This window comes from Rhodoferax saidenbachensis (genome assembly GCF_031457975.1).
In the GTDB taxonomy this organism is placed as follows: Bacteria; Pseudomonadota; Gammaproteobacteria; order Burkholderiales; family Burkholderiaceae_C; genus Allorhodoferax; species Allorhodoferax saidenbachensis_A.
Genome location: NZ_JAVDXO010000008.1, coordinates 146,816 through 166,503, shown reverse-complemented (window position 1 = coordinate 166,503; position 19,688 = coordinate 146,816). Strand labels below are relative to the sequence as shown.

24 protein-coding genes are annotated in these 19,688 nt (G+C 64.6%); 8 read left to right on the top strand and 16 right to left on the bottom strand.

Features of this window, described 5'->3' with window-relative positions; all coding sequences use genetic code 11:
- Positions 1-35 precede the first annotated feature (35 nt).
- The 9 genes from J2X15_RS16415 to J2X15_RS16375 form a co-directional block, all read right to left on the bottom strand.
- Positions 36-395: a hypothetical protein gene (locus J2X15_RS16415; protein WP_310344725.1), complete on the bottom strand. Its 360-nt coding sequence runs from the start codon at positions 393-395 to the stop codon at positions 36-38.
- A 19-nt stretch (positions 396-414) separates the two neighbouring features.
- Positions 415-1,062 carry a dihydrofolate reductase family protein gene (locus J2X15_RS16410; RefSeq protein WP_310344723.1) on the bottom strand — a complete coding sequence of 216 codons (648 nt, stop codon included), beginning with the start codon at positions 1,060-1,062 and terminating at the stop codon, positions 415-417.
- Between the two features lie 63 nt (positions 1,063-1,125).
- On the bottom strand, positions 1,126-1,542 hold the full coding sequence (locus J2X15_RS16405; RefSeq protein WP_310344720.1) for a hypothetical protein: 417 nt from the start codon (positions 1,540-1,542) through the stop codon (positions 1,126-1,128).
- A gap of 246 nt (positions 1,543-1,788) precedes the next feature.
- Positions 1,789-2,430 (bottom strand): bifunctional 4-hydroxy-2-oxoglutarate aldolase/2-dehydro-3-deoxy-phosphogluconate aldolase, encoded by a 642-nt coding sequence (gene eda, locus J2X15_RS16400; RefSeq protein WP_310344717.1) that lies wholly within the window; start codon positions 2,428-2,430, stop codon positions 1,789-1,791.
- Positions 2,431-2,464: 34 nt separating this feature from the next.
- Positions 2,465-4,333: a phosphogluconate dehydratase gene (gene edd / locus J2X15_RS16395; RefSeq protein WP_310344714.1), complete on the bottom strand. Its 1,869-nt coding sequence runs from the start codon at positions 4,331-4,333 to the stop codon at positions 2,465-2,467.
- 86 nt (positions 4,334-4,419) lie between these two features.
- A complete protein-coding gene (locus J2X15_RS16390) occupies positions 4,420-4,971 on the bottom strand; it encodes a nucleotidyltransferase family protein (RefSeq protein WP_310344711.1) in 552 nt (183 codons plus the stop codon).
- Positions 4,961-5,971 carry an XdhC family protein gene (locus J2X15_RS16385; RefSeq protein ID WP_310344708.1) on the bottom strand — a complete coding sequence of 337 codons (1,011 nt, stop codon included), beginning with the start codon at positions 5,969-5,971 and terminating at the stop codon, positions 4,961-4,963. The genes J2X15_RS16390 and J2X15_RS16385 overlap by 11 nt, the downstream gene beginning before the upstream one ends.
- A gap of 25 nt (positions 5,972-5,996) precedes the next feature.
- Positions 5,997-8,135, bottom strand: coding sequence for a xanthine dehydrogenase family protein molybdopterin-binding subunit (locus J2X15_RS16380; RefSeq protein WP_310344705.1), 2,139 nt, complete (start codon positions 8,133-8,135; stop codon positions 5,997-5,999).
- A gap of 11 nt (positions 8,136-8,146) precedes the next feature.
- Positions 8,147-8,611, bottom strand: coding sequence for a (2Fe-2S)-binding protein (locus tag J2X15_RS16375; protein WP_310344702.1), 465 nt, complete (start codon positions 8,609-8,611; stop codon positions 8,147-8,149).
- A gap of 136 nt (positions 8,612-8,747) precedes the next feature.
- On the opposite strand from J2X15_RS16375, the gene pdxH reads away from it, so the two are divergent.
- On the top strand, positions 8,748-9,386 hold the full coding sequence (gene pdxH, locus J2X15_RS16370; protein ID WP_310344700.1) for a pyridoxamine 5'-phosphate oxidase: 639 nt from the start codon (positions 8,748-8,750) through the stop codon (positions 9,384-9,386).
- 404 nt (positions 9,387-9,790) lie between these two features.
- On the opposite strand, the gene J2X15_RS16365 is transcribed toward pdxH, so the two are convergent.
- Genes J2X15_RS16365 through J2X15_RS16340 form a run of 6 tightly spaced genes read right to left on the bottom strand, consistent with a single transcriptional unit; the run spans position 9,791 to position 13,989 of the window.
- Positions 9,791-10,747: an AEC family transporter gene (locus tag J2X15_RS16365; protein ID WP_409034297.1), complete on the bottom strand. Its 957-nt coding sequence runs from the start codon at positions 10,745-10,747 to the stop codon at positions 9,791-9,793.
- A gap of 16 nt (positions 10,748-10,763) precedes the next feature.
- Entirely contained in the window at positions 10,764-11,294 is a 531-nt protein-coding gene (locus J2X15_RS16360) for a DUF3299 domain-containing protein (protein ID WP_409034296.1), read from the bottom strand.
- Between the two features lie 32 nt (positions 11,295-11,326).
- Positions 11,327-11,569 carry a hypothetical protein gene (locus J2X15_RS16355; RefSeq protein WP_310344698.1) on the bottom strand — a complete coding sequence of 81 codons (243 nt, stop codon included), beginning with the start codon at positions 11,567-11,569 and terminating at the stop codon, positions 11,327-11,329.
- A 19-nt stretch (positions 11,570-11,588) separates the two neighbouring features.
- Entirely contained in the window at positions 11,589-12,791 is a 1,203-nt protein-coding gene (locus J2X15_RS16350) for an ABC transporter permease (protein ID WP_310344694.1), read from the bottom strand.
- Complete coding sequence (locus J2X15_RS16345) at positions 12,788-13,480, bottom strand: ABC transporter ATP-binding protein (RefSeq protein ID WP_310344691.1); 693 nt, start codon at positions 13,478-13,480, stop codon at positions 12,788-12,790. The genes J2X15_RS16350 and J2X15_RS16345 overlap by 4 nt, the downstream gene beginning before the upstream one ends.
- Positions 13,477-13,989 carry a Fur family transcriptional regulator gene (locus J2X15_RS16340; RefSeq protein WP_310344690.1) on the bottom strand — a complete coding sequence of 171 codons (513 nt, stop codon included), beginning with the start codon at positions 13,987-13,989 and terminating at the stop codon, positions 13,477-13,479. Before J2X15_RS16340 ends, J2X15_RS16345 begins: the two co-directional genes overlap by 4 nt.
- Positions 13,990-14,094: 105 nt before the next feature.
- On the opposite strand from J2X15_RS16340, the gene J2X15_RS16335 reads away from it, so the two are divergent.
- From J2X15_RS16335 to J2X15_RS16315, 5 genes are all read left to right on the top strand, one after another.
- Positions 14,095-14,259 carry a hypothetical protein gene (locus J2X15_RS16335; RefSeq protein WP_310344688.1) on the top strand — a complete coding sequence of 55 codons (165 nt, stop codon included), beginning with the start codon at positions 14,095-14,097 and terminating at the stop codon, positions 14,257-14,259.
- Positions 14,256-15,020: a metal ABC transporter ATP-binding protein gene (locus tag J2X15_RS16330; protein ID WP_310344686.1), complete on the top strand. Its 765-nt coding sequence runs from the start codon at positions 14,256-14,258 to the stop codon at positions 15,018-15,020. The genes J2X15_RS16335 and J2X15_RS16330 overlap by 4 nt, the downstream gene beginning before the upstream one ends.
- Before the next feature lie 5 nt (positions 15,021-15,025).
- Positions 15,026-15,916: a metal ABC transporter permease gene (locus J2X15_RS16325; RefSeq protein WP_310344684.1), complete on the top strand. Its 891-nt coding sequence runs from the start codon at positions 15,026-15,028 to the stop codon at positions 15,914-15,916.
- 37 nt (positions 15,917-15,953) lie between these two features.
- Entirely contained in the window at positions 15,954-16,874 is a 921-nt protein-coding gene (locus J2X15_RS16320; protein WP_310344682.1) for a metal ABC transporter substrate-binding protein, read from the top strand.
- A gap of 94 nt (positions 16,875-16,968) precedes the next feature.
- The gene (locus tag J2X15_RS16315) at positions 16,969-17,151 is read left to right on the top strand and encodes a hypothetical protein (RefSeq protein WP_310344680.1); all 183 of its coding nucleotides are present in this window, start codon (positions 16,969-16,971) and stop codon (positions 17,149-17,151) included.
- Here J2X15_RS16315 and msrA read toward each other — a convergent pair.
- The gene (gene msrA / locus J2X15_RS16310; protein WP_310344676.1) at positions 17,148-17,690 is read right to left on the bottom strand and encodes a peptide-methionine (S)-S-oxide reductase MsrA; all 543 of its coding nucleotides are present in this window, start codon (positions 17,688-17,690) and stop codon (positions 17,148-17,150) included. The two genes, J2X15_RS16315 and msrA, sit on opposite strands and share 4 nt — an antisense overlap.
- Positions 17,691-17,857: 167 nt before the next feature.
- Here msrA and J2X15_RS16305 point away from each other — a divergent pair, with 167 nt between their 5' ends.
- Both J2X15_RS16305 and J2X15_RS16300 read left to right on the top strand, forming a co-directional pair.
- Positions 17,858-18,544: a TetR/AcrR family transcriptional regulator gene (locus J2X15_RS16305; protein WP_310344673.1), complete on the top strand. Its 687-nt coding sequence runs from the start codon at positions 17,858-17,860 to the stop codon at positions 18,542-18,544.
- A gap of 8 nt (positions 18,545-18,552) precedes the next feature.
- Positions 18,553-19,686: an efflux RND transporter periplasmic adaptor subunit gene (locus tag J2X15_RS16300; RefSeq protein ID WP_310344670.1), complete on the top strand. Its 1,134-nt coding sequence runs from the start codon at positions 18,553-18,555 to the stop codon at positions 19,684-19,686.
- Positions 19,687-19,688: the final 2 nt, after the last annotated feature.

Here is a 19,688-nt window from a genome sequence, read left to right as displayed (position 1 = left end):
TTCTCCTTGGGTAACCAATTCTGCGTCAGTGGAACTTAGATAGCCAGCCAAACAAGGGCCGCAACGAGCAGAAAGACGAGCCAGGACAGGTGCTTGCCGCGTGTAAACAATAGCGGGAGCGCAGCGGAGACGACGGACGCCCCGGCGATGACCTGCAGGACACGGGTTGAAGAGAGTGCGTTCTGGCTAGCCAGCGCCAACAGCAACGCAAAGGCCCACCAAGCCACCGTGGTGATGTGCCAAGCAAAACGTAGCGTGCCCGCTGTGAACTCTGTGCCGCCGAAAAGCTTGGGCAGCCCGTCGCGCTTCAACAACCGCATGATGATGTAGCGCTCACCCAGGTAGGAATGGGCACAGCCCGTGATGAAGATGAGCAGAGAAGCAAGGAGGAGCATGGGGTATGCATTCCCGTGGTCACTGCCGCGTCAACACCACGTGTGTGGCTAGTGGTGAACTTTCGTGCCGGGTGCAAGCGTAGCCCAAAGCAGGCAGGTTGATGCCTTCAAACAGCCGCTCCCCCGCCCCCAACAACACTGGCGAGATGGCAATGTGCATCTCGTCAATCAGGCGCAGGCGCAGGTATTGCTGGATGGTGTTCACGCCACCGCCCACCCGCACATCTTTGCCACCTGCCGCTGCACGGGCGCGCTCCAGCGCGACCATGGGGCCTTCAGTCACAAAATGGAATGTTGTGCCGCCTTCCATGACCAGCGGCGGGCGCGCGTGGTTGGTGAGCACAAACACTGGCACGTGGTACACCGGGTTCTCGCCCCACCAGCCGCGCCAACTCTCATCGGGCCAGGGCCCGCGCACGGGGCCGAACATGTTGCGCCCCATGATCCAGGCGCCCATGTTCTGAAAGCCGCGCTGGGCAAAGTCCTCGTCAATGCCTGTCGCTCCGACGTCGTTGCCAAACAGGTGCTTCTGAAACGTCTTGGTCGGTATCGCCCAACCATGCAAGGAGGTCCCGCCCACACCGAGTGGGTTGTTCAGATCTTGGTCAGGGCCTGCACCAAAGCCGTCCAGCGAGATGGTGAAGCTTTCTACGCGAAGTTTGGACATGGACTCTCCTTCAGTTGTGGGAGGGGATGTGAGCTCTAGTTTGCCGAGGCGCAACATTTTGAGTTAACAGCCACTCTTTGCATGCCTTGATTTTGCGTGAAACAGGGCAGCAAAGTATGGTGCCAGAAGAGTGATGAGAAGGACAACAGGCCAGACGTTGCCGTCCTTGAATGTGTAGGCGTCGAGCAGCTCAGCCCAGGACTTGTGCTGGACGTAGCGCCCAAAGCTGAACTCAAAGCCCAGCGTCAGGCACACCCAAAGGATGCCGATTCGGAAACCTTGCGAGACGGTGATGCCTGGCTGAAAACGAACAAAGGCATACGCCACAAATGCCACGAACACGGAGAGCAGTGCACCACTCAGAATGAAACCGAGGCTCTTACCAATAGAAGGGATCAGAACTACCTCGCGCAAGGCTCCGTTGGCCACCGCCAGGCACAGTATGAGCAGCCAAGTCAGGAGCGATTTGAGTAGCAGCACAGTTCCCCTTTGTGACGCCCCATGTTGACCGTGAATGGGCCGCAACAGCGCGCTGGGTATTGAACCACACATGCCCTGAAGCTGGCCTTAGCGTAGGCAGAGATTCACAATCCCGCATCCGTCCACACCGTGCGTCACCGCTTGGTCACGCACCACCAGTAGCGCCATACGCTACGAAATCCATAGCTACTTGGGCAATAAAAAAGAGGGCTGCAGCCCTCTTTCATTTTCATCCAAAAAATCAGCTTACTTGCGCAGCGCCTGCGTATCCTTCGCCAGCTGGGTGATCTTGTCCCACTCGCCCTTCAGCATCGCATCGGCCGGCACGATCCACGAACCACCTACGCAGATCACGTTGGGCAGGGCCAGGAATTCGGGCGCGTTTTGCAGCGTCACGCCGCCTGTCGGGCAGAACTTCACGTCGAAGAACGGACCGCTCCAGGCCTTGAGCATGGCCGGGCCGCCGGCCTGCATGGCGGGGAAGAACTTGAGTTGGGTGAAGCCGTCTTCTTGCGCCATCATGATTTCGCTGCCGGTGGCCACACCGGGCAGGAGCGACAGGCCCAGGTCGCGGCAGGCTTGGCCCACGGCGCTGGTGTAACCGGGGCTCACGGCAAAGCGCGCGCCCGCATTGGCGGCGGCTTGTGCATCGGCCTTGCTGCGCACAGTACCGGCGCCGACCACGGCTTCGGGCACGTCACGGGCAATGGCTTCCATGCAGGCCAGGGCTTGAGGGGTGCGCAGCGTCACTTCCAGCATGCGCACACCGCCAGCCACCAGGGCGCGGGCCATGGGCACGGCGTGGGCCACATCGTTCAACACGATGACGGGGATGACGGGGGCGTCCTGCATCACTTGCAGGGCGGTAAAGGCGGGGACTTGAGACATAGTAATTCCAGATCGACGTTATAGGTTGTTGGGTTCAGAACCAGGTGCAGGCGCCTTCTTCGGCGGCCAGTGCGTTGCGGCGGAAGTTGGCAAACAGTTCGCGGCCCATGCCAATGCCATTGGCAGCGCGCAGCTCGTCGGGCATGGTGTCCAGCGGGCGGGCGGCCCATTCAGCGTCGCTCACCAGCACTTGCAGGGTTTCGGCGTTCGCGTCCAGGCGGATGATGTCGCCATCGCGCACCTTGGCCAAGGGGCCACCAGCGGCGGCTTCGGGCGACACGTGGATGGCGGCAGGCACCTTGCCCGACGCGCCGCTCATGCGGCCGTCGGTGACCAGCGCCACGCGGTAGCCCTTGCCTTGCAACACGGCCAGCGGCGGCGTGAGTTTGTGCAACTCGGGCATGCCGTTGGCCTGCGGGCCCTGCCAGCGCACCACGCAGATCACGTCGTGGTTCAACTCGTTGGCGCTGAAGGCCTTGTGCAGCGCGTCTTGTGAGTCGAACACGCGGCAAGGCGCTTCGATGATGTGGCGGTCGTCCGGCACGGCAGACACCTTGATCACGCTGCGGCCCAGGTTGCCCTTGAGCAGTTTCAGGCCACCACTGGCGCTGAAGGGCGCACTCGCAGGGCGCACCACGGATTCGTCCTTGCTGGCGCCGGGGTCGGTCCACTGCAAGGCGCCGTCGGCCTTGGCCGAGGGGATGGCGGTGAATTCACGCAGGCCGTTGGCGCGCACAGTCAACACATCCGCATGCATGAAGCCGGCGTCCAGCAATTCGCGGATCACATAGCCCGGGCCGCCTGCGGCCTGGAACTGGTTCACGTCGGCACTGCCATTGGGGTACACGCGGCTGAGCAGCGGCACCACGTCCGACAGGGCCGAGAAGTCATTCCAGTCGATCACGATGCCGGCGGCACGGGCCACGGCCACCCAGTGGATCAGGTGGTTGGTGGAGCCGCCGGTGGCCAGCAGGGCCACCATGGCGTTGACGATGCAGCGCTCGTCCACCACACGGCCAATGGGCGCAAAGCGCTTGGCCTTGGTGATGGCCAGTACGGTGCGCACGGCTTCGCGCGTCAGTTCCTGGCGCACATCCTGGCCGGGGTTGATGAAGGCGGTGCCGGGCACGTGCAGGCCCATGGCTTCGAGCAGCATCTGGTTGCTATTGGCCGTGCCATAGAAGGTACAGGTGCCTTCGCCGTGGTACGCAGCACTTTCGGCAGCCAGCAGCTCGGGGCGGCCCACCAGGCCTTGGGCCGCTTTCTCGCGCACCTTGGCTTTTTCGTTATTGGGCAGGCCGGATGTCATGGGGCCGGCGGGCACAAACACGGTGGGCAGGTGGCCAAAGTGCAGCGCGCCAATCAGCAGGCCGGGCACGATCTTGTCGCACACGCCCAGCATCAGCGCGGCATCAAACACATCGTGGCTCAGCGACACGGCGGTGGCCATGGCGATGGCGTCGCGGCTGAACAGGCTCAGCTCCATGCCGGGGGTGCCCTGGGTCACGCCATCGCACATGGCGGGCACACCGCCAGCCACTTGGGCCGTGGCGCCGTGTTTGCGGGCTTCCACCTTGATGAGGTCGGGGTAGTGCTGCAGCGGCGCGTGGGCCGAGAGCAGGTCGTTGTAGGCGTTGACGATGCCGATGTTGGCGCCCTTCTCTTCCACGATCTTGAGCTTGTCCAGCCCGGTGACGCGGGTCTTGTCGGCGTCGGGCATGGCGGCAAAGGCGTGGGCCACGTTGGCACAGCCCATGCGGTCGGCGCCGGGCTTGCGGTTGGCGGCCTGGTCCAGTTGGGCCAGGTAGGCGGTGCGGGTGACCACACTGCGCTCGCGGATGCGGCGGGTGACGGCCTCGACAACGGGGTGCAAAGCGGCGGAGGATGGAGTGGTGTCTGGCATGGTGGTCTTGTAACTAAATTACACCTCCTGATGGTAACTGGGAAACCCCAGCTTGTGTGCAGGCAGAGTTACCAGGCGGGTACGAACTAGCGGGATTGCCGCCACGCGGCGCGGGCCCGCTCCAGGTCGTCCACGGTGTCAATATCCAGCACGCAGCCCGCATCAGTCACTATCATTTTGCTAGCTGCTCGCGCAGATACTACGGGGGCTGCACCCTGATTACCCTGCAAACTGGCAAGCGCATGACCACAGCTGGCTGCAAAGCGCACCGGGTGGCCCCGCTGGCCTTCAAACCACGGTACCAGAACTTCCCCTTCCAGGGGTGCGCGGGCGATGGTAACCAAGGTATCCGGTTGTACCAGCGGCAGGTCCGCCGGCAGCACCATCCAGCCCGCCATCGCATCGCGCGTGGCACGCACCGCGGCGGCAATGCTGTCACCCATGCCGGGGTGACCCGCGTCTTCCAGATGCCAGCGCAGGCCGCTGGCGCGCACGGCGTCCAGCGTGCGCTGCAGCACGGTGGCACCGCACAGGTCGGCCTGCAGCTTGTGGGTGGTGCCGCCGGATGCCAGAAAGCGCTCGCCCCGGCCCGAGGCCAATACCAGCACCACGGGCAGGCGCTGCGCCTCAGGTAGCACAGCCGGATGCAGCGTGGGCCACGGCGGGCGTGGCCACGGTGTTTTTCACCTGGATGATTTCGGCCACGATGGACACAGCAATCTCGGCCGGGGTGCGCGCGCCAATCTTCAACCCTACGGGGCCGTGCAAGCGGGCCAGCTGGGCTTCGGTCAAGTCAAAGTGTTCGGCCAGGCGCTGCTTGCGTGCCTCCTGGTTGCGGCGCGAGCCCAGTGCCCCCACGTAGAACGCATCACTGCCCAGCGCTTCCAGCAGGGCCATGTCGTCCAGCTTGGGGTCGTGCGTGAGCGCCACGATGGCGGTGTGGGCGTCCGGCTGCAGGTTGCGCACCACGTCGTCTGGCATGCCCTCCACCCGGCGCACGCCCGGCACAGCAGCCATCTCCAGCACGGCGGCGTATTCCTCGCGTGGGTCACATACCAGCACCTCAAAGTCCAGCGCGGTCGCCATGTGGGCCACCGCCTGCGACAACTGGCCGGCGCCGATGAGCAGCAGGCGCCAGCGTGGGCCAAACAGCGTGGTGAGCGTGGTGCCGTCAAACTGCATGGCCTGGCCGCGTGCCGCAGGGTGCAGCGCGACCGCACCGGTCGACAAGGTCAGCGTGCGCGCCACCAGTTGGTGGTCTGCCGTGCGCTGCAGCACCGTGCGGATCCAGCCCGTGTCATGCAATGGCTCCTGCACCAGGCGCAGCGTGCCACCGCAGGGCAGGCCAAAGCGCGCGGCCTCTTCCTTGCTGACGCCATAGGCCATCATCGACGGCTTGGTGGATTGGGCATCGGTCGACTGGTTCAGCGCCGCCTTGGTACGGGCGATCAGGTCGTCCTCCACACAGCCGCCCGAGACCGAGCCGCTGACCACGCCGTCATCGCGCACGGCCAGCAGGGCCCCCGGCGGGCGCGGCGCGCTGCCCCAGGTCTCCACCACCGTGACCAGCGTGACGGCGTGGCCGGCCTGCTTCCAGGCCAGCGCGTCCCCCAGCACCCTTAAATCCAGACTTTCCATACCCGCACTGTAGCGACTTGGCCGCTCAGGCGGCCCGGATCGCCGCTTCGTTGATGGGCAGCTTGCGCACGCGCTTGCCGGTGAGCGCTGCCACCGCATTCGCGATGGCGGGCGCCACCAAGGCCGTGGCAGGTTCGCCAATGCCGCCGGGCTTCTCGGTACTGTTGACCAGCGTGATGTCGATCACGGGCGTCTCATACATGCGCACCAATGGGAAGGTGTTGAAGTTGGTCTGCTGCACGCGCCCGTTCACCAGCGTGATCTCCTGCATGGTCGCGGCCCCCAGACCAAACACGATGCTGGACTGGATCTGCGCCTCCACCGTGTCCGGGTTCACCATGCGGCCCAAGTCCGCGGCCACCGTGACCTTGTGCACCTTGACGGCACCGCCTTCCAGACTGATCTCGGCCACTTGGGCCATGTAGGTGTCATAGCCCTCCATGAGCGCAATGCCGCGCGAGCGGCCTGCCGGCAGCGGCTTGCCCCAGCCCGCCTTGTCCGCCGCCAACTTGAGCACGTTGGCAAAGCGCGGCTGCTTGTCGAGCAAGCTCATGCGGTAGGCGTAGGGGTCTTGACCTGCGGCAATCGCCAGTTCGTCAATAAAGCTCTCGTTGGCAAAGGCGTTGAGCGCGTGGCTGACCGAGCGCCAGTAGCCCACGCGCAGGCCAGCGTCGTGCTTGACCACGTCGTGGCGCGAGGCCGGGATGTCGTAGCCCGCCACGGCGGCCTCCGTCATCAGCGGGTCCTGCACCGGGGCGGGCAAGCCAAAGATGCGCCCGGTGACCGACTGCGAAGTTAAGCGGAACGTCATGGCGCTGGGCTTGCCGTCGGCGCCCAGCGCTGCGGCCATGGTGTGGATGGCCTGCGGGCGGTAGAAATCGTGCGTCATGTCATCTTCACGCGACCACACCAGTTTGACCGGCTTGCCCACCGCCTTGGAGATTTGCGCGGCTTGGATGATGAAGTCGATGTCAATGCGCCGCCCGAACCCACCGCCCAGGAAAGTGGTTTCCACGCTCACGTCTTCGGGCTTCACACCCACAGCGGCGGCGATGGCGCTCTGCGCAGCGTCCTGCCACTGTGTGGGGCCGATCAGGCGCACCTTGCCGTTGTTGTAGTCGGCGGTGAAGTTCATGGGCTCCAGTGGCGAGTGCGACAGCAACTGGCTGGCGTACTCGGCACGCACCACTTTGCTGGACGCAGCAATCACGGCCTCGGGATCGCCCACGGCCTTGAGCGGAATCGGTGTGCCGGTCTTGGCCGCGCCGCGCAGGCTGTCGAGCATGGCCACTTCGTTCAGCGCAGCACCAGCCCCTTCGTCCCAGGTGATGTTGACCGTCTTGCGTGCGGTGTTGGCCCGCCACCAGCTGTTGGCCACCACGGCCACGCCGTCGGGAATCTCCACCACGGCAATCACGCCGGGCATGGGCTTGGCTTTGGCTGCATCAAACGACTTGACCTTGCCACCGATCACCGGACACTGCTCCAGCGCCGCGTAGACCATGCCGGGCAGCTTCACGTCGATGCCAAACTCGGCCGTGCCGTTGACCTTCATGGGCGTATCCAGACGCTTGGTTCGCTTGCCCACGATGGTGAAGTCCTTGGGGTCCTTGATACTCACCTTCTCCGGCACAGGCAGCTTGGAGGCGTCGGCCGCCAGCGATCCGTAGCTAGCCTTTTTGCCGTTCGGGCCAATCACCATGCCGTCGGCTGCTTTCAGCGTGGAGCGGTCCACGTTCCATTGGTTGGCGGCCGCGCTGATCAGCATTTCACGCACCTGGGCACCACCGATGCGCAGCTTCTCCCAGCCATCCCGCACCGAGGTCGATCCGCCTGTGAGCTGCGGGCCGCCGAGCAGTGGGTTGCCATAGAGCTTGGCATTGGGCGGCGCAATGCGCACCTTCACCTTGCGCAGGTCCACGTTGAGCTCTTCAGCAATCAGCATGGGCATGGAGGTGTACACCCCCTGCCCCATCTCGGAGCGCGCCGATATCAGTGTGATGGTGTTGTCGTCAGCAATGTGCACCCAGGCATTGGGCGTGTGCACAGTGCCAGCGGCCTGCAGCGCGCCGGGCACTGCAATGCCCATGAGCAGGCCGCCACCGGCCAGGGCTGTAGATGTCTTGAGGAAGTCGCGACGCGAAGCGTTTTGGATCTTGGTCATGGTGCTGCTCCTCAGGCTTTGCGCATCGTGGAGGCCGCATCCTTGATGGCAGCCTTGATGCGGGAGTAGGTGCCGCAGCGGCAGAGGTTGCCGCTCATGGCGGCATCGATGTCCGCATCGGAGGGGTTCTTGTTGCCGGCGAGCAATGCCGCTGCGCTCATGAGCTGGCCCGACTGGCAGTAGCCGCACTGCGGCACGTCGTGCTTGATCCATGCCACCTGCAGCGGGTGCGTGTTGTTGCGCGACAGCCCCTCCACGGTGGCCACCTTCTTGCCTGCCACGGTGGACAGCGGCGTCTGGCAGGCCCGCACGGGCGCACCATTCACATGCACCGTGCACGCCCCGCAAAGTGCAGCCCCGCAACCGAATTTGGTGCCGGTCATGCCCAGTTCATCGCGGATTACCCACAGCAGCGGGGTATCAGGCTCTGCGTTCGCGGTCACCGCCTTGCCATTGACTTGGAATTTGACGCTCATGGGGGTGTCTCCTTGTTGAAGGTGCCTTAGCCAACACAGCGTAGTCACTGCCGGGCTCCAGCACAGCAAGGGGAATCCCTAATAAAAGCATGACCCCATGAAATCGCCCGGTACCCTTCATCCCTATACTGGCCATATGACTTCCATTGCCGACCTTCGCAAAAGCTACGAGCGCGCCGAACTGGACGAAAAAGCCTCACACGCCGATCCCTTGCAACAATTTGACCAGTGGCTGAAAGAAGCCATTAGCGGCGAGGTGCCCGAGCCCAACGCCATGACGCTGGCCACCGTGGGCAGCGACCTGCGCCCCAGCACCCGCGTGGTGCTGATCAAGGGCTATGACGCGCAAGGCATCGTCTGGTACACCAACTACGACAGCCGCAAGGGCCACGAGCTGGCCGGCAACCCATACGCGGCCCTGCAGTTCCACTGGGTGGAGCTAGAGCGCGTGGTGCGCATTGAAGGCCTGGTGGAAAAGGTCAGTGATGAAGAAAGCGACGCCTACTTCCAGAGTCGCCCTCTGGATTCGCGCATTGGCGCGTGGGCATCACCCCAGAGCGAAGTCATCCCGGGGCGTGGTGTGCTGGTGGCCAATGCCGCCAAGTACGCCGCGCAGTTCTTGTTGAAGCCTCCACGCCCGCCGCATTGGGGGGGCTACCGTCTCAAACCCGACAACTGGCAGTTCTGGCAGGGGCGCAAGAGTCGGCTGCATGACCGGTTGCGGTATACGCTGGAAGACAGCGGCGGCTGGCGGCGCGAGCGGCTTGCGCCCTAATTTTTTGTTCAGCTGCACCGCTTTTTTAACACCCACTCCCCCAGCCCCTCGCCCCGTCGGCGAGGGGAGCCTTTAACAGCCGATTTGGTGTCTGCGCGCCGAATACGGAATTAATTCAGTGAGGTTGCCACCGTTATTTCGCTCTGCGGCCAGCACCAACGGTTGTGGCGAACTCGAACAGGTTGCGCACCGCCACTGGCGAGCACAGCCGCCAGCGTTGACCACCCCACATCTCCGAAGACCCTCCAACGCAGGCGTGGGCCGTGGAGAGAACCCGCAGATCTAAAGCACCGCCAGTAGCAACGTAGCCGGCGCGACACAACAAGATACGGCTGTTAAGACTCCCCTCGCCGACGGGGCGAGGGGCTGGGGGAGTGGGTGTTAAAAAAACGGTACTTAACAGCTCAGGCAATCAACGGCACCAACGTCATCACCAAGGTCACACTGACCAAGGCCACCAACGTAGACACCGCCACGCTGGCCGTGACCAGATCCTCCGCCTTTTGATACCGCTGCGAGAACAAGAACACATTGGCACCGATGGGCAGCGATGCCGCTACCACCAGCACCGTGAGCGACATACCGCGCAGGCCAAACACATAGCCCGCCAGCGCCATGAGCGCGGGGTGCAGCAGGGTCTTCACCGCAGACACGACCAGGGCGCCTTTCAGATGCCGACCGATGGAGGCCTGCGACAGCGTGACGCCCACCAGTACCAGCGCCACCGGGCCAAAGGCATTGCCCAGCAACACCAGCGGCCGGTCCACCACGTCGGGCAGGGTCCAGCCCGTCTGCGCAAACAGCAGGCCCGCGATGATGGGCATGGGCACGGGGTGCACCACCGCGTTGCGCACGGCCAAGCCGATGGACACCAGCGGATGGCGCTCGGGCGCATCGCTGTACCGGGACTGCTCACGCGCGTGCAGCAGCTCCAGCACCACGGTGGCAAAGGTGAGCAACACCAGCGCGTGCAGAGAGATAAGCGTAAACAGCAGCACCAGTGCCTCTTTGCCATAGGCCAGACCGACCAGCGGGATGCCGATCATCACGGTGTTGCTGAACGTGCCCGAGAGCGCAATGACCGCCGCGCGGCTGCTGGCGCCTTGTATCAACAAGAGCGCAGTGAACAGGCCTGCGGCCACGGCGAAATAGAGCGAGACGGGGCGAAAGTCCAGCGTCTCGATGTGCACGCTGCTCATGGTGCGAAACAGCAGCGCCTGCGTCAGCACCAGAAACACGAGGTTGGAGAGATCGCGCACCGCCTCCTGGCGGATCAGTTTGAGTTTGCCGGTGATGAGCCCCACCACAATCAGCAGAACCACCGGCAACAGGGACGAGACGACCGGATGGTCCAAGGGCATACGCGGCGTAACCGCTTTACTTCACGGGCACCGCGTCGGTGATGCGGTAGTACAGGCCGTAGGGGTCGTCGCTCAGCACCGCAAACTGGCCTTCCACCACCACGGCCTCCAGCGAGTACTTGACTGGGGTTTTGGTCTTCACCTCCACCATGCTCTCGGGCCCACCGGGCACGCAGAAGGCACAGGTCAGTGGCACCGAGCTCAGCAAAAAGTGCTTCTGCTTCTCGCCGGGCTCCAGCGGCATCATGAAGCCCTGGATGCGCTGGCTCTTCTTGTTGAGCGCCTGCACGTCCGACGGAAACACCGGCAGCAGGCGGTTCTTCTCATTTTTGGTCTTCACCGCGGTCAGCACCGACCAGGGCAGCACATCGGCGCGGTCTTGCAGCGGGGCGAACGGGCTGTTGGGGCTGTGCACACCGGGGCCGCTGCCCAGCGGAATACCGCCGGGCGGGATGGCTGCGCCGCCCATGGGCGAGCTCAGTTGGGCTGTTGCCGCGACGGCCATCAGGCTGAGGGACAGGGCAAGGACGCGGGCCAAGGGTTTCATGGTGTGATCTCCAACGGGCCTAGTTTACGCCCTCAGTGTTCGTGCTTCATGCCGCAGAACTTGCCAATGGCCAGGCCCTTGCAGGCGGCTTGCAAGTCCTTGTTGCAGACGTCTTCGTCCTTGCCGGACTCGCGGCAGGTGGCCGCAGCCAGGTGTGCGGCGGCGATGGCACGGTGCTTGAGTACATCCTGTTTGGTGTCTTCTGCGCTTTCCTTTGCTATGGAAAACGTAGCTACTTGCGCAAGGAATACGAGGGCTAGGAGTGCTTTTTTCATAAATACCTCTTCAGTTGGTTTATCGGGATTGCAAGAGTTCCAATACGCTGACGCGATAGGCACCGATGGCGGGCAACAGGGCTGACACCAGCGACACGCCCAGCGCCAGGCAGGGCACGATCCACAGCTCCACGGGCCAGACCACGCCACCGATCAGCAGTGAGTTGTCCAGCTGCAGCAACCAGGCCAGCGCAGCCGTGCAGGCCTGGCCCAGCAGCACGCCCAGCACGGCGGCCACCAGCCCCAGCCACAAGGCTTCGCTCAACAACAGCGCAGCCACCTTGCGCGGCGGTGCGCCCAGCATGCGCAGGAGCGCCAAATCGGCCCGGCGCTCGCGCACCGCGCTCCATAGTGCGATGAATACGCTCAGCCCGGCGGTGAGCAGCAGCACGCCGGCAAAGGCGCGCAGCACGTCGGTGCCCAGCCCCAGCATGTGCAGCAGGCGGCTGATCTCCAGCGCGGGCGCCGCGGCCTGCATCTCGGTGCTGGTGTTCACGTAGCGCGGAAAACTCAGCGCCGCCATGGGCGTCTTGTACTTAACGAGCGCCATGGTGATCTCGCGCTCCTCTTCCATCACCTTGCGGTCGTCGTCGTCCACCGCCGTGTAGTCCTCATGCACCTTCCAGACGGATGCAGTGTCGGTCAGGATGAGGCGGTCCAGCACGCTGCCGCTGGGCGCCAGGATGCCCACCACGGTGTAGGGGTTGTCGCCATGCAAATGGCCACCCGCGCCCAGGCCGTGTGAGCCTACAAAGCTCTGGCCCAATTGCAGGCCCAGCTTGCGCGCGGTGGTGGCGCCCAGCACCACCTGCATGGGCGCATCCCACACGCGACCTTGGGCCAGTGTGGCGCCGTAGTGGTCCATGTACGCATGCGAAGTACCCACGATGCGGTAACTGGCAAAGTTATCACCCAGGCTGATGGGAATGATCTGCGCCACCAGCGGGTTCTTGGCCAACTCTTTCACGGCCTTGAGCGGCACATTGCCGGGGGGTACGTCGATGTGCAGCACGCCCGAGAGAATGAGCTGCATGGGGCTGCCCTTGGCGCCCACCACCACATCGATGCCCGCCAGATCGCGGTCAAACGCCTTGCTGAGTTGCGCACCCACCAAGAGCAAAAAGGTGATGGACGCCAGCCCCAGGCTCAGCAACAGCACATTGAGTGCGGCGCCGAGTGGGCGCGACCACAGATAACGCCAGGCAAACGACAGCGTCTTCATGCGACTTGCTCCTGTTTCAGGAGCGGCTGGCGCAATAAGTGCAAGGGCTGGAAGCCTATTTGACCATCAGGCCCGGTGGGAATAAGCGCCGCCACGCGTGCATCGTGCGTGGCAATCACCAGCGTGGCGCCGTGGGTGCGGGCGGTGGCCAGCAACAGTGCGACGGCGTCCGCCGCAGCCTCGTCGTCCAGGCTCGCCGTGGGCTCGTCGGCCAGCAGCACACGCGGCTGCAGCAGCACGGCACGCGCCAGCGCCACGCGCTGCGCTTGCCCGCCCGACAGCTGCGCAGGCTTGCGCCCCGCCAACTCGGCCACGCCCAGCGCCTGCAGCGCGGTGTGGATGGCGGTGGCGTCTTCCGGTTGGCCCGCCGCCCACTGCGCCATGGCCAGGTTTTGCTGCACGGTCAGCGCAGCGCTCAGGTGCAATTTTTGCGGCAAGAAGCCAATAGCCCTTGCCCGCCATGCGTCAGCAGCTACAGATTTGAGAGCATGCAGCGACTGGTCGGCCACCTCTACGGTGCCGGCCGTCGGCGCAACCAGCCCCGCCACCAGCGCCAACCAGGTCGATTTTCCGCAGCCCGAGGGGCCGCTGAGCAGCAGCACCGCGCCCTGGGCGACGTCCACATCGGGGAACTGCAGCGCCGCATCGGCGCCCGCGTATTGGTAGCGCAGGTCCTGCGTGCGGATCATGCGGCAGGCCCTGCTGCAACTTCGGGCGCTGCTGTACCGGTGGCGCAGTCCACGCAAACGCCGCGCACCGCAAAGTCCATGCTCATGCCCTGGTAGCCCAGCGCCGCCAGCGTTTCCAGCGCAGTTTGGGCGGCTTTTTCCAGGTCATTGGCATTGGCCTTGAGCGCGCCGGCCAGCGGGCTGTCGCGGTGGCAGCTTTGGCATTCGAAATGGGGAATGGCATGCACGCTGGTGGGCATGGCCTGGTAGCGGCGCACGCGCTGGCTGTCCACGCGGCACAGCAGCAGGCCCACCTGGGTGAGCCGGTCGATCAGGCGGTACAGCGTCACACGGTCCAGCGCGGCGTCCGTGTCGTCGGCCAACGCGACCTGCAACTGGGCATGGGTGTAGCTGGTGTCCGGGTGGGCCAGCAGCCAGCCCAGCACCTGGCGGGCTGCGGCCGTGCGGCGCAGGCCGTGGGCCGACAACAGCGCGTCAATCGGGTCTGTGGACGGGGGCAAGGGGGCCATACAACGCCTTTTAAAAATGCAATTGTGTTGCATTAAATGCAAATACGCAACCAAGTTGCGTTATATTTGCACTCCATTTACTGCAATCTAGTTGCATTATTAACGATGGCACCCACCGATCCACGCCCTTTTACACCGTCTTTACACAGCCCCTCGCGCCCCAGCGTGCTGGCCTGGCCCGCCTGGCGCCGTGCTGCCGTGGTGGTGCCCGCGCTGGTGCTGCTGTGGCTGGCCGTGGCCTGGGCCTGCACCGAGGTGGCCCCGCTATGAGCGCACTGGTCACCTTGGACAACCTGACAGTGAGCTACCGCCGCCACCCGGCGCTGCACCATGTCAGCGGGGAGTTCGCCGCAGGCTCGCTCACCGCGGTGGTGGGGCCTAATGGGGCAGGCAAAAGCACGCTGCTCAAAAGCATCGCCGGGCTGCTTCCCGCGGCGGGCGTCATGCTGGGTCTGCCGCGCCAGCAGCTGGCTTACCTGCCCCAGCAAAGCGAGCTGGACCGCAGCTTCCCTCTGGACGTGCGCGACTGCGTGCTGTTGGGCCTGTGGCGGCGCAGCGGCGCCTTTGGCAGCGCCACGACCACCATGCTGCGCGATGTGGACGCCGCCCTGCACACCGTGGGCCTGCAAGGGTTTGAGCGCCGCCCCGTGGGCACGCTCTCCAGCGGCCAGCTGCAGCGTGTGCTGTTTGCGCGCCTGCTGGTGCAGGACGCGCAACTCATCCTGCTGGACGAACCCTTCAACGCGGTGGACGCCAACACCACCGCCACGCTGCTGGGCCTGGTGCAGCAGTGGCATGCACAAGGCCGCACCGTGGTGGCCGTGTTGCACGACGATGCCCAGGTGCACACGCACTTTCCGAACACGCTGCTGCTGGCACGCGAGCTCGTTGCTTGGGGCCATACAGCACAGGTGTTGACCCCTGCGAATCTGCAGCGCGCCCGCGCCATGGCAGAAGCTTGGGACGAGCAGGCACCCTGGTGTGAAGCCGATGCCCCAGCCGCTGCGCCTCTACTGCAAACCGCGAGCTGAACCCCATGGACACCGTGTTTCCCCAAGCCTGGGACCTGCTCGTCGCGCCCTTTGCCGACTTCGCCTTCATGCGCCGCGCACTGGTGGCCACGCTGGCGCTGTCACTCAGCGCTGCGCCACTGGGCGTGTTTCTCACGCTACGGCGCATGAGTCTGCTGGGCGATGCGCTCAGCCACGCCATCCTGCCCGGCGTGGCGTTGGGCTTCATGGTCAGTGGGCTGTCGCTCACGGCCATGGCGCTGGGCGGCGTGCTGGCCGGCTTGCTGGTGGCAGGTGTGGCGGGCGCGGTAAGCCGCTTCACCACACTGAAGGAGGACGCCAGCCTGGCCGCCATCTACCTCGTAGCGCTGGCGCTGGGCGTCACACTGATTGCACGCCATGGCACCCAGCTGGACCTGCTGCACATTTTGTTTGGCAGCGCGCTGGGCGTGGACACGGCAGGCCTGCGCCTGGTGGCCGGTGTGACCACCGTGAGCCTGCTGGCGCTGGCGCTGATGTACCGTGGCCTGGTGCTGGAGACGCTGGACCCCGTGTTTCTGGCCGCCCACCGCCATGGCCTGCCCGCGTGGGTGTGGCACCAAGGCTTTCTCGTGCTGGTGGTGGTGAACCTGGTGGCGGGCTTTCAGACGCTGGGCACGCTGATGGCCGTGGGCCTGATGATGCTGCCCGCCGTGAGCGCGCGCCTCTGGCACGACACCCTGCCCGCCCAGTTGCTCAATGCCAGCGCCCAGGCCGCGCTGGCCGGCGTGGCCGGGCTGCTGCTGTCTTACCACTGCGACACGCCGTCGGGGCCCACCATCATCGGCTGCGCGGGCGGACTCTACGCCATCTCGCTGCTTATCGCCCCCGGGGGTTGGCTGCCCCGGCTGCGCACCACGACCCACCGCGTGGCCTGACCTTCCTACCCTTTTTTACCAACCCTCTGGAGCTTTCATGCCGCACGACCCCGCCTTTGCCACCTTTCCCCGCCGTTTCCTGCTCGCCACTGCCACCGCCCTGACGCTGCTGGGTTCAGCGCATGCCGACACGCCCTTGCCCGTCACTGCCAGCTTCAGCATCCTGGGCGATCTGGTGCGCGTGGTGGGTGGTGAGCGCGTGGCCGTGACCTCGCTGGTCGGCCCCAACGAAGACGCCCACGTGTTTGAACCCACGCCCGGCCACGCCAAGACTGTGCTGGCCAACAAGCTGCTGGTCACCAACGGCCTGGGCTTCGAGCCCTGGGCACACAAGCTGGTCAAGTCGGCTGGCTACCGCGGCCCCGTGCTGGTGGCCAGCAAGGGCGTGAGGCCGCGCAGCCTGGCCGATGAACACGGCCACACCGAGGCCGACCCCCACGCTTGGCAAAACCCGCAGAACGTCATCCTCTACGTGCGCAACATCGCCACTGGCCTAGCCCATGCCGACCCGGCCGGCGCCGGCAGCTACCAGGCCAATGCCGAGGCCTATGTGAAGGAACTGCAAGCGCTAGACACCTGGGCGCAAGCACAAATCGCCAGCATTCCCGCGGCCAAGCGCAAGGTGATCACTTCGCACGACGCCTTTGGCTACTTTGGCGCGCACTACGGCATCCAGTTCCTGGCGCCTCAGGGCATCAGCACGGAGGCGGAGCCCAGCGCCAAACAGGTGGCGCAGCTGATCCGGCAAATCCAGCGTGAAAAAATACGCGCGGTGTTCCTCGAAAACATGGGCAGCCCCAAGCTCATTGCCCAGCTGAGTAAGGACGCCGGCGCCACACTGGGCCCCACCTTATATGCCGATGCCCTATCTGCCGCCGACCAGCCCGACGCCACCACCTACCTGCAGATGATGCGCTACAACGTGACGCATCTGGTGACTGGTATGCGCTTGAACTAAAGCCGGTTTTTGCTATATCTGTAGTAACTCCCGCGCACACTGCGCGGGAGTTACGGCCAGGAAGGCACAATATTGGCCAACTGGAGAAAGTGCCATGAAGCGCAATGAAGACCCCAAACTCTGGGTCACCATCTTGAAACTCGTTGTTGGAGCCGTCGTGCTGATCGGCGGCGTGGGCCTCGCCCTTTGGTATGTGGACCAGGTGCAGGGACCGCCGCAGATTGCCAAGCCGGTGTCCAACTGGGGCATCGCGGGCGACTCGCCCCTGCGACGCTAGGGCTTTTGCAGACGCGCAAACGTCTTGCGAAACTTGGCCACCTTGGGGGCAGCCACCGCCATGCAATACCCTTGGTGCGGATTGCGCTCAAAAAAGTCCTGGTGATAGGCCTCGGCCGGCCAGTAGTTGTCCACTGGCAGCACCTCGGTGACGATGGGGCGGCTGTAAATGCCACTGGCGGCCATTTCGGCCATCACCTCGCGCGCCACCGCCTGCTGCTCGGGCGTGGACACATAAATACCGCTGCGGTACTGGGTGCCCGTGTCGTTGCCCTGGCGATTCAGCGTGGTCGGGTCGTGAATCACAAAGAAGATCTCCAGTACCTCGCGGGTGGAGATTTGCGCCGGGTCGTACACCAGCTTGACCACCTCGTTGTGCCCGGTGCTGCCGGTGCACACGTCTTCGTAGCTGGGCCGGACCACATGGCCGTTGCTGTAGCCGGACTCCACGTCCACCACACCTTTAACCTGCACAAACACCGCCTCGGTGCACCAAAAGCAGCCGCCGCCCAGCACCAGGGTTTGAAGGGATTCAGACATGGGTTCTCCAATAAGATCAAGAGGGTTCACGCAACTTAGTCGCCCCGGACCGCTCCATCTTACGCAGCGTCTCCAAAACCCCGCGCCGCCAAGCAGCTTTGCCAGCCCTGCGTTTGACAGCCTGCAGACAGGCGGCTACATTAATAACCAATCAGTCAGTAACTTTCATGCCCACGCCCTTCAACCTCTGTGACATCGCCGCCAACGCGCGCGCCAAGCGCGAGCGCCGCAAGGACGCACGCCCCGGCGAGCTGCTGGCCGCCGCGCTGGAGCTGTTCGTGGAAAAAGGCTTTGCCGCCACCCGCGCCGAGGAAGTGGCCAAGCGGGCCGGTGTATCCAAGGGCACGCTGTTCCTGTATTTTTCCAGCAAAGAAGAACTTTTCAAGGCCGTGGTGCGGGAAAACCTGTCCGGGCGCTTTGTCGAATGGCGCTTGGAACTGGAGCAGTACCAAGGCAGTAGCGCCGATCTGCTGCGCTACTGCGTCAACACCTGGTGGGAGCGCTTGGGCTCGACCCAGGCCGCCGGCATTTCCAAGCTCATGATGAGCGAGGCTGGCAACTTCCCCGAGCTGGCCGCCTTCTACCAAGCCGAAGTCATCATCCCGGGCCGTGAGCTGATCCGCCGCGTGCTGCAGCGGGGCATCGACAGCGGCGAATTTCGCCCCATGGACCTGACCTATGGTGTCTACAACGTGCTGGCGCCCATGCTGTTCCTGGCCATTTCCAAACACTCCGGTAGCGGCTGCATGCCAGCCAATGAGCCGCTGGACCCCGTGAAGTACATCAACTCCCAAGTCGACAACATTTTGTACGGCCTGCGCGCGCGCGCCGCCCCTGCACCCTCCCCCACCTGAACACCTCCATGAAACGCTGGCTGAAATGGATTGTTATCGGGCTCATCATTGCCCTGGTCGTCGTGGTTGCCGCCCGTCTCATGGCGTCACGCAAAGCCAAGAAAGAAGAGCTGGAGGCGCAACAAGCATCCCAGAAAGCCCAGGCCTCGCTGGTGCTGCCCGCCGCCGACCTGGTGACGGTGAAGACCGTGGAGCTGACGCAGGGCCTGTCCATCTCCGGCCCGCTCAAGGCCGTCAACTCCGCATTTGTGAAAGCCCGCGTGGCTGGCGAGCTGCAAGGCCTGACCGTGCGCGAAGGAGACTTTGTGAAGGCGGGGCAAATCATAGCCCGCGTGGATCCCACCGAATTCCAGGCGCGCGTGCGCCAGGCCCAGCAACAGGCCGAGAGTGCCCGGGCCCAGGTGGACATTGCCAAGCGCAACTTTGACAACAACCGTTCGCTGGTAGACCAGGGTTTTATCTCCAAGACCGCACTGGACTCGTCCATTGCTACCTTGACCTCGGCCGAAGCCACCTACCGCGCGGCCCAGGCCGGGGTGGACGTGGCCACCAAGTCGCTGGACGACGCGGTGCTGCGCGCCCCGATTGCGGGCCAGATCGCCCAGCGCCTCACGCAACCCGGCGAACGCGTGGCGATCGATGGCCGTGTGGTGGAGATCGTGGACCTGAGCCGCCTGGAACTCGAGGCCAGCCTCAGCGCTACCGACTCCCTCAGCGTCAAGGTCGGGCAAACCGCCCAACTGACCGTAGAGGGCGCAGCCAAACCACTAACCGCCAAAGTGGTGCGCGTGAACCCCAGCGCTGTCGCCGGCAGCCGCGCTGTACTGGCCTACCTGTCGATTGAGGGCAATTCAGAATTGCGCCAGGGCCTGTTTGCGCAGGGCACGCTGGCCACCGGCAAGGGCAACAGCCTGGTCGTGCCACTGAATGCGGTGCGCACCGACAAGCCGCAGCCCTACGTACAGGTGCTAAGCAATGGGCAGGTGGTGCACCAGACGGTCACCCTGGGCCCGCGCGGCGACGTGGACGGTCTGAGCATGGTCGCGGTGCAAGGTGTGGCCGAAGGCGCGCGGGTGCTGGGCGGTACCGTTGGCACGGTGCGCGAAGGTACCCTCGCCAAAGCCCAAACCGCAGCGCAGTAGGC